The sequence below is a fragment of the Actomonas spartinae genome, assembly GCF_051209155.1.
Taxonomy (GTDB): domain Bacteria; phylum Verrucomicrobiota; class Verrucomicrobiia; order Opitutales; family Opitutaceae; genus Actomonas.
This window is the reverse complement of sequence record NZ_JBPJGB010000002.1, coordinates 1,273,528-1,286,620: the sequence shown is the minus strand read 5'-3', so window position 1 is coordinate 1,286,620 and position 13,093 is coordinate 1,273,528. Positions and strand designations below refer to the sequence as shown.

Sequence of the window (13,093 nt, the reverse complement as noted above, 5' to 3'; positions counted from 1 at the left end):
GCGCAAGGGTGAAAATCAGCCTACTTCTTCAACCGTTACCTCGTGCGGCTGGCCTTCGACGGTCAGGCGCAGGCGGGTCACGCTGCCAGTCGAGACCGCGGCCGAAGCACGAGCGGGTGCGGGACTCGGAGCTGGCGCGGGTGCCGGCGCGGGGGCGGGTGCCTTGTCCTTGTGCAGCGCGGCGAACTCCAGCGGGAACATGGCGTGCAACACGCAGGCTTCGTCGTCGGTCGGCAAACCCTTGGCCTCCAACTCGGCTCGCAGTTGCGGCATGCGCGGCTCAAGCACATCGGCCGGGCGGCCCGTCATGGGCTCCTTACCCGAGCGTTTTTTGATCATCTCGAGCAGGTCGGGGTCGATCGGTCCGGGCGTCTTGCCATATTTGCCAAGGGCAATGTCGATCGCCGGTTGGGAGATGTTTTTCCAGCGGCCAAACTTCACATTGAGCATGGACTGGCTGCCCACGATCTGGGAGGTCGGCGTGACCAGAGGGATGTAACCCAAGGCGGCGCGCACCACCGGAATCTCGGCGACGACCTTTTCGAACTGGTCGGCCATACCCTGCTCTTTGAGCTGATTACGGAAGTTGGACAGCATGCCGCCCGGCACCTGATAGGCCAGCGTATCGGCATCGACGCGCTCGTTGGCGGGACTGGTGAACTTCGAGAGCTCGGCGTAGACGCCTTTGAAATATTCACCCAGTTCGCGCAGCTTCTTCAGGTCATAGCTCGGGCAACGCGGATGCCCCTCCAGCAAGGCCAGCATGCGCACGGTGTCGGGTTGGGCGGTGCCGTTGGCAAAGGGACTGATCGAGGTTTCGATCGTATCCACGCCGGCCTCAACAGCGGCGAGGTAGGATGCGGCGCCCAAACCGGCGGTTTCGTGCGTGTGCAGCGCGATGGGCAGGCCCACTTTTTGTTTCAGCTCCTTCACCAAGTCGTAGGCCACCTTCGGCTTGATGATGCCGGCCATGTCCTTGATGGCGATCGAGTGGCACCCCATGTCCTTGAGCTCGATGCCCATCTTGACGAAGGCCTCGGCGGTGTGGACCGGACTGATGGTGTAGCAAATCTCGCCGCGCGCATGTTTGCCGCAGTCGACCACCGTCTTGATGGCGGTGCGCATGTTGCGGGTATCATTGAGGGCATCGAAGATACGGAAGATGTCCTGCCCCGCCGCCGCATTGGCGCGCACGAAAGCCTCGACCACGTCGTCCGGAAAACTGGTGTATTGGACAATGTTCTGCCCGCGCAGCAGCATGAGTTGCGGGGTCTTCGGCGCGGCTTTTTTCAGCGCCCGCAGTCGGTCAAAGGGGTTCTCGTTGAGAAAGCGCAGGCAGGAATCGATGGTTGCCCCGCCCCAGGTCTCCAGGCCGTAGAAGCCGAGTTCGTCGAGAATAGGGGCGGCGGGCAGCATCTGCGCAGTCGACATGCGCGTGGCGGCGAGCGACTGGTGGCCGTCCCGGAGGACGGTGTTGGTGAAGGCGACGGGCTTGGACATGGGTGAGGGAGGGTTTTTTGCGGCACAGCGTAGCCGAGCGACCGTTATCCGGCTGCGCGCATCTTGTCCTTATATGAGCGCCGGGGCAAAAAGGGAAACATCCCTTGCCGTCGTTGGTGAGCGGCGGCGTCCCCTGCTCTTACAGCCTCAGGATCCCGGCGGATTGCTCAGCTTGGAACGAGGCGTAGGTGCGCTCGATGCCTTCGCGGAGCGCGATGCGGGCGCGCCAGCCGAGGGCGCTCAGCTTGGAGACATCCATCAGCTTCCGCGGCGTGCCGTCGGGTTTGCTGGAGTCCCAGGTGATCGTCCCGACATACCCCACCACCTCCGCCACGATCTCGGTGAGCTCTTTGATCGAAACATCCGTGCCGGTGCCGACATTGATCAGGTCCGGCGGATTCTCCATCTGGAGCAGGAACGCACAGGCGTCGGCCATATCATCGACGTGCAGGAATTCGCGCTTCGGCGACCCCGTGCCCCAGGCCACGACTTCGGGTTGACCGCTGAGTTTCGCTTCGTGGAAACGACGGATAAGCGCGGGCAGGACGTGCGAGTTCTGCGCGTGGTAATTGTCGCCCGGACCGTAGAGGTTGGTCGGCATGGCCGAGTGGAAACACACCCCGTATTGGCGGCGGTAATACTCGGCCAGCTTGAGGCCAGCGATCTTGGCGATGGCGTAGGCCTCGTTGGTCGGTTCCAGCGGACCGGTCAGCAGGCAATCCTCCGGCATCGGCTGCGGCGCCAGCTGCGGATAAATGCAGGAGCTGCCGAGAAAGAGCAGCCGCCCCACCCCGCTGCGGTAGGATGCGTGAATGCAGTTGGTGGCGAGCGCGAGGTTGTCGAACGCGAACTCCGCCGGGTAGGTATTGTTGGCGTGGATACCACCAACCTTGGCCGCGGCAATGATGGCGACGTCGGGTTTCTCGGCGGCGAAGAACGCCTCGACCGCCGCCTGGTTGGTCAGGTCGAGCTCCGCGCGCGTGCGGGTCACCAGCTCGACACCCGCCTCGGATGCAAAGCGCCGCACCAGCGCGCCGCCCACCATTCCACGATGACCTGCGATGAAGAGTTTCATGAATCTAGGCCCACGGACCACACGGAATATACGGAAGCAACGGGAACGCTAATGAGCGCTGATTAGCGAAGATTAGCGTTCCAAAATTTTTCACGATACCGCCGGAAGGCTGGCGATCTGGGCTTCGCGTTTGGCGAGTTCGAGGTCGGCTTCGGTCATGATTTTGACGAGCTCCTTGAACTTCACTTTCGGTTCCCAACCGAGCTGCTTCTTGGCCTTCTCCGGATTGCCGATGAGGAGGTCAACCTCGGCCGGGCGGTCGTAGCGTTGGTCGTATTTGACATACTTCTCCCAATCGAGATCGAGCAGCGCGAAGGTTTCCTGGATGAACTCCTTCACCGAGTGGGTCTCGTTCGTCGCGACCACGTAATCGTCGGGCGTGTCCTGCTGGAGCATCATCCACATCATCTCGACGTATTCCTTGGCGTAACCCCAGTCGCGCTTGGCGTCGAGATTGCCCATGTAAAGGGCGTCCTGCAGCCCGAGTTTGATCCGGGTGGCGGCCCGGGTGATCTTGCGGGTCACAAAGGTCTCACCGCGGCGCGGCGACTCGTGGTTGAAGAGGATGCCGGAGGACGCGTGCAGGTTGTAGGACTCGCGGTAGTTCACCGTCAGCCAGTGCGCGTAAAGTTTGGCGCAGGCATAGGGCGAACGCGGCCAGAAGGGCGTGGTCTCCACCTGCGGCACGGCCTGCACCTTGCCAAACATCTCGGAAGAGGAGGCTTGGTAATAACGCACCTTCTTCACCAGGCCGGCTTCGTGGATCGCCTCGAGGAGGCGTTGGGCGCCGAGACCGACGACGTCACCGGTGTATTCCGGCACGTCGAAGGAGACGCGCACGTGGGACTGGGCACCGAGGTTATAGACTTCGTCGGGCTGCAGATCATAGAGCAGCTTCACCATCTGCACGCTGTCGGCCAAGTCGCCGTAGTGCAGGAACAGCTTCACCCCGTTCACGTGCGGGTCGCGGTAAAGGTGGTCGATCCGACTGGTGTTAAAAGTCGAGGCCCGGCGGATGACGCCGTGCACTTCGTAACCCTTGGCGAGCAGGAGCTCGGCAAGGTAGGAACCGTCCTGCCCGGTGATGCCGGTGATGAGCGCTTTCTTCATGAGCGTCCGAGCTCAATCCCCACCCAGCTCGCTCGCAAGCTCGCAAAGCGCCTCCACTTGCATGCGCCGCCCGCCCATGCATCGTGCCGCCATGCGCACCGTGCTCATCGTCGCCCAATCGCTCGACGGCTTCATCACCCGCCATGATGAACCCGGCGCGGGCTGGGCGTCGGACGCCGACCAAAGATGGTTCCGCTCCTGCCTGGCGCAGTTCGATTGCCAAGTCATGGGCCGCGCCACCTACGCCACCGTGCGCGACGCCATTCTGGCCAAACGCTCGCCAAAGGTGCGCCGGATCATCATGACGCGTGCGCCGCACGACTGGGCGGAGGACGCGGTTCCCGGCGCGCTGGATTTTACGGACGATGATGCGGCCACCATCACCACCCGCCTTCGCGCCGACGGCCGCCGCCAATGCGCCCTGCTCGGCGGCGGTCACGTGCACGACGCCTTCCTCGCGGCCGCTCTGGTGGACGAGCTGTGGGTCACGATCGAGCCGCGGCTCTTTGGCGCCGGCACACCGGTGGTGCGCGCCACGCAGGACCACCACCTCACCCTGCTCGAACACACGCGGCTCGACGACAGCAACTCGGTCGTGTTGCGCTACGCGGTTTCCCGATGAAACAAATCAAGATTCCGCGCTGGCCGCTGTATTTCATCAAGTGGACCGTGGGCATCACGCTCACCGGCACGGTTCTGGGCGCGATCACCTTTCCGCTCGCCGGTCTGCTTTTTGATACCGGCTACACGCCGGGACAGCTCGCGATGAATGGCATCAAAATCGGCACCTTCTTCTTCGGCATCTGGGCCCCCGGCACCGCCTTGGTGCTCACGGTGAAAAAGGTCTACGAAGCCAAAAAGGCCGGCGACCTGCCGGAAGAGGAAACCGCCGCACCGTCAGCCTGAAGTTCTGACCACAGATTTCACAGAAAATCACAGATCCGCTCCGAAGAACTCACCTCCCGGAAACCCATGACCTCAGTGCGTCAGCCATCTGTGCTCATCTGTGAAATCTGCGGTTAAAAAACCAATCCAGCCCTTCACGGCTTGGAGCACCAGCCACGCAGGCTCGGAGCTCAGATCTGGAAGTCGGGTTGCCCGCTGATTTCGTGCAGGCCGCACTCGCGCTTCACGCCGCCAAAGCGGGTATCCTCTTCGCTCATACCCGCGGTGAGTGGCGTCGTGCTGTGCCAGTCGCCAATCGACACATAGCCCTGCTCCCACAGCGGGTGGTAAGGCAGGCCGTGCTCCGTCAGGTAACGGTGCACCGTGCGGTTGTCCCAATCGATGATCGGGTGAATCTTGGTGACCTTGTTCTGCTGCTGCACCACCGGCAAGGCCTCACGGGTGCTGGCCTGCACGCGACGCAGACCCGCCAACCACGCCGTGGCCCCAAGTTCGCGCACGGCGCGGTCCATTGGCTCGACCTTGTTGACCAGGTTGTAGTGCTTCAGCTCTTCGGCGCCCAGCTCCCAGCGTTTGCCAAACAAGGCCTCCTGCCGCGCCGCCGTCATCTTTGGGTTGTAGACCTGCAGGTTCAGCTTGAGGCGCTGCTGCAGCTCGTCGGCAAAGCGATAGGTCTCGGGGAACAGGTAACCGGTATCGATAAACACCACCGGAATGTCGGGCACGACCTGGGTGACGAGGTGCAACATCACCGCCGACTGCACCCCAAAGCTGGTCGTGAGGATCAGCCCGTCGCCGAAGGTGTCCGCCGCCCATTGCACCCGCGACGGCGCATCGGCCGTCTCAAGGGACGACTCGGCATCGGTCTGGCGGGCGGCAAGGGAACTCATGGTCGGCGATACCCTGCTCCGAATCGGCGCAGAGTAAAGCCTACTTTATGAGTTTGTTACCTTATTTACCCTAGTTGATTGAATTACAACGCGTTAAGCAGGCGTTCGACCTCGACGGCTTTGGCTTGGAGGTCGGCCAGTTGCTTGCGCGCACCGTCAATCACGGCCGGCGGGGCCTTGGCCACAAAGGCTTCGTTGGCGAGCCGCGCCTCGGTGCCCTTGATGTGCTTCTGCACTTGATCGAGCTCCTTGGTCAGGCGCGCGCGTTCGGCGTCCGGATCCACTTGAATGCCGGTGTCGAGGTAGAGCGTGCCAAAGGGCGAAACGACCGCGGGCAGCGTCGGCTCCTCGGCCGTGCGGGCGATCGAATCGGCGCCGACCAAGCGGGCGAGCTTGGCGAGGTGCGGCTCGATCGCGGTCCAGCCCGCGGCATCGGCGAGCAAGTGGAACAAGACATCGCGCTTTTGGGCGACGGCTTGATCGGCCTTCAGCTGGCGCGCCTGCGTGGTGAACTGCTTGAGCTGATCGACGCGCACCGCAGCGCCGGCATCGATCGCCGCGCCCTTCCCGGCCAGCGCAGCGGCGAGCTGCTCGGCGGTTTCCAGGCGGTTGTCCTGCACGAAGCTGCCCTCGGCCCCATAGCCGAGTTGGTGCCAGAGCTCTTCGGAGATGAACGGCGCGAAGGGTTCGAAGAGCAGCAGGAACTGGCGAATGACCAGATCCTGCACCGCGAGCGCATGGCCCTTGGCGGCCGGATCCTGCACGCGGGTCTTGGCGACCTCGACATACCAGTCGCAGAAGTCGGCCCAGAAGAAGGAATACAGCTTCTGCGTGGCGGTCGCGAATTCGAACTCGGCGAAGCTCTTCTCCAGCGTGCGCATGGTGTCGAGCAGGGCGCCGAGGATGGCGTGGTCGTCCTCATCCATCTGCGCCGGATCGAGGCGTGCGAGGATGGCATCGAGCGAGCGGTTGTCGCTCATCTCGCCGCTCATGGTGCGGAAACGGCAGGCGTTCCAGAGCTTGTTGCAGAAGTTCTTGCCGCCCTCGATGCGCGTCTCGTCGAACTTCACGTCCTGACCGAGCGGCGCGATTTGCAGCAGGCCGAAGCGCGTGCCGTCGGCGCCGTAGGACTTGATGAGATCGAGCGGATCGGGCGAGTTGCCGAGCGTCTTCGACATTTTACGGCCCTGCTTGTCGCGCACGATGCCATTGAAGTAGACGTGCTTGAACGGAATACGGTCCTCGATCGGCGCGCCCGGGCGGGCGAATTCGAGGCCGGCCATGATCATGCGGGCAACCCAGAAGAAAATGATGTCCGCGCCCGTCGCCAAGGTGGTCGTCGGGTAGAACTGTTCGAAGGCGCTCTGCTGTTGCTTCTCGGCATCGGGCCAGCCGAGCGTGCCGATGGGCCAGAGCCAGGACGAAGCCCAGGTGTCGAGCACGTCGCCCTCCTGTTCCCAGTTTTCCGGATCGGCCGGACCGTCGAGCGAAACGTGAATCTTGGTCGGATCGCGCAGGTCGGCCTCGGTCAGCTTCTCACGATCGACGCCTTTGGCATACCAGACCGGGATGCGGTGGCCCCACCAGAGCTGGCGGCTGATGCACCAGTCCTGAATGTTGTCGAGCCAGTTGAGGTAGACCTTGGACCAGCGGGCCGGGTGCATCTGCACGAGGCCTTCGCGCACGACCTGCTTGGCCTCCTCCACGCGCGGGTAACGCAGCCACCATTGCTGCATGAGGCGCGGTTCGATCGGCACGCCGGCGCGTTGCGAGAACCCGACGTTGTTTTCGTAGGGCTTGGCCTCGATGAGGTTGCCGCGCTCCTCGAGCAGCTCGGCCGCGCGCTTGCGTCCGGCGAAGCGCTCCATGCCCGCCAGCTCGCTGCCGGCGAACTCGTTGAGGGTCCCGTCCGGATTGAGGCAATCGATGACCGGCAGGCCGTGACGCTGACCGATCTCGAAGTCGACCTTGTCGTGCGCCGGCGTGACCTTGAGCGCGCCGCCGCCGAATTCCATTTCGACGGCTTCGTCGGCGATGATCGGGATGGCGACACGGTCACCCAAGGGTCGCCAGACCGCTTTGCCCACGAGGTCTTTGAACCGCTCGTCTTTGGGGTGCACCGCGACGGCGACGTCGGCCGCGATGGTTTCGGGACGGGTGGTCTCGAGGATAAGGTGGGTGTGTTCGCCGACCGGCTCGACCAGCTCGTAGCGAATGCGCCAGATGTGGCCCTTGGTCGGCCGCATTTCGACCTCCTCGTCGGACAGCGCGGTGAGCGAAGCCGGACACCAGTTGACCATGCGCTTGCCACGGTAAATGTGACCGCCCTCGAAAAGCTTCACGAAGGCCGTGAGGACGCCGCGACTGTAGTCGGGGTCCATGGTGAAATGGGTGCGGTCCCAATCACAGGAACAGCCGAGCTCGCGGAGCTGCTGCAGGATCTTGTCGCCCTTTTCGTGGCGCCAGTCCCAGACACGTTCGAGGAACTTCTCACGGCCGAGATCGTAGCGGCTCTTGCCCTCGGTCTTCTTGAGGTGCTTCTCGACCATGGTCTGCGTGGCGATGCCCGCGTGGTCGGTGCCGGGAATCCAGCAGGCGGCCTTGCCCTCGAGGCGGGCGCGGCGGATGAGCACGTCCTGCAGGGTGTTGTTGAGCACGTGGCCCATGTGCAGGATGCCGGTCACATTGGGCGGCGGGATGACGATGGAATACGTCTCCTGTCCCTCGGCGGGTTTGCCGGCAAAGCAGCCGGCCTCCTGCCAGGCGGCATACCATTTGGCTTCAACGTCGGTGGCTTCGTAGCTCTTGGTGATCTCGGGCATAGCGGAATAAACGGAACCGAAGAGCTCACCCGCCACCTCCGGCGCTGGCAAGCGCTCAGACGCCACGGGCGCCCGCCGCACATTTCGCGCTTTGCTCCACCCCGGCTTCCGCCCACGTTGATCCGCTCTCGCCACCATGCTTGGATCTTCCGCCTCTTCCGAACGCCTCAGCTTCACGGCCACCACCTCGGTGACCGAGCGCACCCAAGCGTGTAAGAGCTACCTCCAGCTCGAGACCAGCATGATCAAAATGCGGCACGACGCCGGCGCCACCGGCAGCGAAACCACCGCCGCCCTCGCCGCCACGGTCGACGCCATGCTGGTGCGACTCTTCACCGTCGCGCTGGAAACCTGGGAAAGTGCGCACGGCAAACTCCCCTATCCGGCCAGCCTGGTCGCGCTCGGCGGTTACGGCCGCGCCGAACTCTGCCCGCACAGCGACATCGACCTGATGTTCCTCTTCCCGTCCAAAGCGCGCACCTCCCTCGTCACGCCTTTGCAGGAACACCTCACCCAGGAGATCCTCTATCCGCTCTGGGATTGCGGCCTCAAGGTCGGCCACTCCACCCGCACCGTCGACGAAGTGTTCAACGAGGCGCGCACCGAGATCCAATCCAAGACCGCCCTGCTCGAGTCGCGGCGCCTCGCCGGATCAAAGACCCTCTATACAACCTTCGCCGACGCTTACCGGAAATATTACACGCAGGAGCACCCCACCGCCTACATCGCCGCCCGCCTCGAGGATCAGATCTCGCGCCGCGAGAAATACGGCCGTTCCGTTTTCCTTCAGGAACCCGACATCAAAAACGGCGTCGGCGGCCTGCGCGACTACCAGAACACCATCTGGATGGCGCGGGTGAAACTCGACATCGACGACATTGAGGAGGTGGTGAACCAGAACTACCTCCGGTCCAACGAGCTCAAGGCCTTCCAGCGCGCCTACGACTTCCTGCTGCGGGTGCGCAACGAACTGCACTTCCAGAGCAAGCGCCCGACCGATGTGCTCGACCTCGAGGCGCAGCCGCGCATCGCCCTCGGCCTGGGTTACACCACGCCCGACATGCTGCGTCGGGTGGAGCTCTTCATGCGCGACTACTACCGCGCCGCCCAGGAAATCTACCGCACCTCCAAACTGGTGGAGAACCGGCTCGCCCTCACCCTCGAGGCTCCCCCCGACACCAAGTTCTCCTTCCGCGAGGTCATTCGTTCGCGCCGCTATGAGAAGGTGCGCCGCCTCGACGGTTTTAATCTCCGTGGCGCCGAACTTTCCGCCGGCTCACCGGACGTGTTCCTCGAAAACCCGGCCCGCCTCGTCCGGGTGTTCCGGCACAGCCAACGCCACAGCGCCAAGATCCACTTCGATCTCCAGTCGCTCATCCGTGAGCAGGGTCACCTCATCGACGAATCGGTCATCCACTCGGAGGACGCCAACACCAGTTTCAAGGCCATCCTGCAAGAACCCGGCTCCGTTTACCCGACGCTCAGTTTGATGCACGAGTTGGGCATTCTTGGACGGTTCATCCCGGAATTCGACAAACTCACCTGCCTGGTGCAGCACGAATATTATCACCGCTACACGGCCGATATTCATACTTTGAATACGATCCGCGAACTCGACGCGGTGCTTTCCGAGGACGACGAGCGTTCCCAAAAATACCGCAAGGCCCTGCACGAAACGAGCGAGCCGATGCTGTTGTATCTCATTCTGCTGCTGCATGATATCGGCAAGGCCAAGGGTATCCGCGGCCACGCCGAAAGTGGGGTCGAGATCGCCGACCCGCTCCTGCGCCGGCTCGGCATCGGCAAAGCCAATCGCGAAATTGTGGCATTTATTATCCGAAACCACCTGATCATGGCACGCTTTTGGCAGAAGCGGGATGTGGATGATCCCGCCACCGCCGATGCTTTCGCCCAACAGGTTTCCGAGTCGGATTTGCTCCGTTATCTCTACGTGCACACTTACTGTGATGCGCGCGGCACGGCGGCCGGATTGTGGAACAGCTACAAGGACACGCTCCACACCCAGCTCTATCGCACCACCATGGAGCGTTTCATTCACGGCGAAGCCCTGCCCGAACGCCATTCCGCCCGCCTCACGATGATCCGCCAAGAACTCATCGCCAAGCAGTTGCCCAATGTGCGCGAGGAGGAAATCTCCGCGCACTTCAACCTGCTGCCCGACCGCTACTTTCTCAACACCACCCAGCCGGACATCATCCTCCACCTGGACATGGTGAACCGCCTGCTCAACACCATCGCCAGCACCGACTCAATTGGCTCGCTGCGCCCCGTGGTCGAGTGGCGCGACGACCTCAACCGCTCCCTCACCGTCGTCCATGTGGTGACGTGGGACCGCGCCGGCCTTTTCTACAAACTCGCCGGTGCCTTCAGTGTGGCGGGTCTGTCCATCCTCTCCTCCAAGGTGGTTTCCCGCAGTGACCATATCGCGATCGACACCTTCTTCGTCACCGAACCCGGCGGCGGCGTCGTCGAGAGCACCAAGGCCCAGAAACTGTTCAATGACGCGCTCGAGAAAGCGCTCATGCACAACAAGGACCTGCTGCCCGCCATCGTCGACCAAGCGCAGAAACAGGCTTCCGCCAAACGCTACTCCCGCGACTCCGGCCGCGCTGAGATCGTGCAGGCCACCTTCCCGCCGCGCGTCGACATTTACCACGAACTTTCGATGGAACGCACCATCGTGGAGATTCAGGCACCCGACCAAATCGGCCTGCTTTTCCGCGTCGCCAAGACGATCAGCGAACATCGCTTCGACATCACCTTTGCCCGCGTCGGCACGGAGCGCCACGTCGCCATCGACACCTTCTACATCGTCGATGTGAGCGAGGAACCGGTGAGCGACCCCAACCGCCTCCACACCTTGCGCGAAGCGCTCATCGCCATCGTCTCGCCGAGCAACGCGCCGACCGCCACGGCGGTGTGAGCGGCAATGCCGTGATGGTAGCCGGGGTCGGTGCCCCCGCGTCATAGCCTTGGCGAAGGCGGGTGCCCCCCGGCACCGGCCTCACCGAGGCCGGCTCCAGCGTTCTTCCCTTTGACTCAATCGTCGTCGCTGTCGTCGTCCGGCAAATCGACTTCGGGATCGCCTGCTGTGTCGCTCCCCTCGCCCGGCTTCGCCTTGTCATCCTGATGCGCTTTGAACACCGCCGCCGGCACGCGGCGCACGGCGGTGAACTTGGCCCGAAACAGCTCGTCGAGCTGTTCACGCAACTCCGGCGGCACCATCGCCACCATCTGGTCGAGACTGGGCAAAGGCCCACCATCGAGCGTCTCCGCCGCTTCGCGCGCCCGGCGCGAGGTCGGCGCCGCGCGGTTGCCCCCGTCGCGGTCCGCCGCTTCGGCACTCATCGCCGCTTCGACTTCGGGCGGCGGCCAATCCGGGCGATCCTCTTCACGATCGTCCGCCGCCGGCGGGCGCTCCGGCACCTCAATGGTCCGACCGCCCAACGTCGGCGTCACCGTCGTGCTGCTGGTGCGCTGCAAGGCGCTGCGCACTTCGATCGGCGCACCGGCCAGGGCCGCGGAGCGCGCGTCGGCCGTTTCCGTTTCCAGCTTGAGCACCGCGGCGAGGCGGGCTTCCAGCCGATCAATCAGGGCTTTTTTTTTTCGTCGCCCGCCTCGATGGCCGGCGACGCGTCGGCCAAGGCCGCAATCTCTTTGATGAGGCTGTCGATGGCGCGGGCGCGGCTGGCCTCGACGGCTTTGAGCAGCGTCACCTCGAGGTTGATCTTCTCGGCGAGTCCCAGCTTTACGCCACCTTCGCCCTCGCGCAGGGCGTCGAGCAGACGCGTGACCTGTTCGGTCGTAAGTTCGGGGCCGAGTTTCGTGGTCTTGCCCCCTTGGGCGATGGCGTCGAGCAGGCCTTCCCGCACGATGGCCTGCAGATCGGAGAGCAGGCGCACAAGGTCGCGGCCGGATTCGTCGCACTCGTCGACGATGGCGATGATCTGCTTGTGGTCCCCGGCGGCGATGGCGCCGGCCAGCTCGGTGAGTTTCTCGGCGGAGATGAGCCCGTAGACATCCAGCACGTCCGGCTCGCCAATGTCGTCGCCGCAGAACGAGATCATCTGGTCGAAGATCGACTGGGCGTCGCGCATGCCGCCGTCGGCCATGCGGGCGATGCACTGCAGCGCCTCGTCGGTGACCTTGACCTGTTCGGTGTCGGCGATCTGGCGCAGTCGTTCCACGATCAACGGGGCCGGGATGGGCTTGAGGTCGAAGCGCTGGCAACGCGACACGATGGTCGCGAGGACCTTTTGCGGGTCGGTCGTGGCGAAGACAAACTTCACGTGCTCCGGCGGCTCCTCGAGCGTCTTCAGCAGGGCATTGAAAGCCGCGGCCGAGAGCATGTGCACCTCGTCGATGATGTAGACTTTGAACTTACCCTGCGCCGGGGCGTATTGCACCGTCTCGCGCAGGTCGCGCACCTGGTCGACGCCGTTGTTGGAGGCGCCGTCGATCTCGATCACATCGAGATGGGTGCCTTCGGCGATGGACACGCAGGAGGGGTCGGCGGGATCGAAGTCGGCCTTGGGCCCGTCGGTGCAGTTGAGCGCCTTGGCGAAGATGCGGGCGGTGGAGGTCTTGCCGGTGCCGCGCGGGCCCACGAAGAGGTAGGCGTGGGCGATGCGGTCGCGGGCGATGGCGTTGCGCAGCGTGCGCACCACATGGTCCTGCCCCACGACGTCGGCAAACGTCTGTGGGCGCCACTTGCGGGCAATGACCTGGTAAGCTTTTGCGGCCAAAATAGGGGGTTAGCTAAGCACCGG

At 63.7% G+C, this 13,093-nt stretch carries 10 protein-coding genes; 3 read left to right on the top strand and 7 right to left on the bottom strand.

Annotation, left to right across the window (positions count from 1 at the left end):
- Nucleotides 1-15 precede the first annotated feature (15 nt).
- The 3 genes from AC0MRV_RS12995 to gmd all read right to left on the bottom strand — a co-directional run bounded on the left by AC0MRV_RS12995 (nucleotide 16) and on the right by gmd (nucleotide 3,685).
- Nucleotides 16-1,500, bottom strand: a complete 1,485-nt coding sequence (locus AC0MRV_RS12995; RefSeq protein WP_472764909.1) for a pyruvate carboxylase subunit B — start codon at nucleotides 1,498-1,500, stop codon at nucleotides 16-18.
- 139 nt (nucleotides 1,501-1,639) lie between these two features.
- A complete protein-coding gene (locus AC0MRV_RS12990) occupies nucleotides 1,640-2,575 on the bottom strand; it encodes a GDP-L-fucose synthase family protein (RefSeq protein ID WP_472764908.1) in 936 nt (311 codons plus the stop codon).
- A gap of 90 nt (nucleotides 2,576-2,665) precedes the next feature.
- Complete coding sequence (gmd, locus tag AC0MRV_RS12985) at nucleotides 2,666-3,685, bottom strand: GDP-mannose 4,6-dehydratase (protein ID WP_472764907.1); 1,020 nt, start codon at nucleotides 3,683-3,685, stop codon at nucleotides 2,666-2,668.
- 61 nt (nucleotides 3,686-3,746) lie between these two features.
- Here gmd and AC0MRV_RS12980 point away from each other — a divergent pair, with 61 nt between their 5' ends.
- Nucleotides 3,747-4,307: a dihydrofolate reductase family protein gene (locus AC0MRV_RS12980; RefSeq protein ID WP_472764906.1), complete on the top strand. Its 561-nt coding sequence runs from the start codon at nucleotides 3,747-3,749 to the stop codon at nucleotides 4,305-4,307.
- The gene (locus AC0MRV_RS12975) at nucleotides 4,304-4,591 is read left to right on the top strand and encodes a hypothetical protein (RefSeq protein ID WP_472764905.1); all 288 of its coding nucleotides are present in this window, start codon (nucleotides 4,304-4,306) and stop codon (nucleotides 4,589-4,591) included. The genes AC0MRV_RS12980 and AC0MRV_RS12975 overlap by 4 nt, the downstream gene beginning before the upstream one ends.
- 170 nt (nucleotides 4,592-4,761) lie before the next feature.
- Here the strand turns inward: AC0MRV_RS12975 and AC0MRV_RS12970 are convergent, their stop codons facing one another.
- Complete coding sequence (locus AC0MRV_RS12970; protein ID WP_472764904.1) at nucleotides 4,762-5,481, bottom strand: phosphoadenylyl-sulfate reductase; 720 nt, start codon at nucleotides 5,479-5,481, stop codon at nucleotides 4,762-4,764.
- Nucleotides 5,482-5,564: 83 nt separating this feature from the next.
- The gene (locus AC0MRV_RS12965) at nucleotides 5,565-8,303 is read right to left on the bottom strand and encodes a valine--tRNA ligase (protein ID WP_472764903.1); all 2,739 of its coding nucleotides are present in this window, start codon (nucleotides 8,301-8,303) and stop codon (nucleotides 5,565-5,567) included.
- 136 nt (nucleotides 8,304-8,439) lie between these two features.
- Here AC0MRV_RS12965 and glnD point away from each other — a divergent pair, with 136 nt between their 5' ends.
- On the top strand, nucleotides 8,440-11,247 hold the full coding sequence (gene glnD, locus AC0MRV_RS12960; protein WP_472764902.1) for a [protein-PII] uridylyltransferase: 2,808 nt from the start codon (nucleotides 8,440-8,442) through the stop codon (nucleotides 11,245-11,247).
- 116 nt (nucleotides 11,248-11,363) lie between these two features.
- Here the strand turns inward: glnD and AC0MRV_RS12955 are convergent, their stop codons facing one another.
- Both AC0MRV_RS12955 and dnaX read right to left on the bottom strand, forming a co-directional pair.
- Nucleotides 11,364-11,885 carry a hypothetical protein gene (locus AC0MRV_RS12955; RefSeq protein ID WP_472764901.1) on the bottom strand — a complete coding sequence of 174 codons (522 nt, stop codon included), beginning with the start codon at nucleotides 11,883-11,885 and terminating at the stop codon, nucleotides 11,364-11,366.
- A gap of 29 nt (nucleotides 11,886-11,914) precedes the next feature.
- Nucleotides 11,915-13,069 (bottom strand): DNA polymerase III subunit gamma/tau, encoded by a 1,155-nt coding sequence (gene dnaX / locus AC0MRV_RS12950; RefSeq protein ID WP_472764900.1) that lies wholly within the window; start codon nucleotides 13,067-13,069, stop codon nucleotides 11,915-11,917.
- Nucleotides 13,070-13,093: the final 24 nt, after the last annotated feature.

Excerpts from the sequence above, each read along its gene's own strand:
- AC0MRV_RS12970 (WP_472764904.1), bottom strand. The coding sequence starts at position 5,481 with ATGAGTTCCCTTGCCGCCCGCCAGACCGATGCCGAGTCGTCCCTTGAG.
- AC0MRV_RS12975 (WP_472764905.1), top strand. The coding sequence starts at position 4,304 with ATGAAACAAATCAAGATTCCGCGCTGGCCGCTGTATTTCATCAAGTGG.
- gmd (WP_472764907.1), bottom strand. The coding sequence starts at position 3,685 with ATGAAGAAAGCGCTCATCACCGGCATCACCGGGCAGGACGGTTCCTAC.
- glnD (WP_472764902.1), top strand. The coding sequence starts at position 8,440 with ATGCTTGGATCTTCCGCCTCTTCCGAACGCCTCAGCTTCACGGCCACC.
- AC0MRV_RS12965 (WP_472764903.1), bottom strand. The coding sequence starts at position 8,303 with ATGCCCGAGATCACCAAGAGCTACGAAGCCACCGACGTTGAAGCCAAA.
- AC0MRV_RS12995 (WP_472764909.1), bottom strand. The coding sequence starts at position 1,500 with ATGTCCAAGCCCGTCGCCTTCACCAACACCGTCCTCCGGGACGGCCAC.
- AC0MRV_RS12990 (WP_472764908.1), bottom strand. The coding sequence starts at position 2,575 with ATGAAACTCTTCATCGCAGGTCATCGTGGAATGGTGGGCGGCGCGCTG.
- AC0MRV_RS12980 (WP_472764906.1), top strand. The coding sequence starts at position 3,747 with ATGCGCCGCCCGCCCATGCATCGTGCCGCCATGCGCACCGTGCTCATC.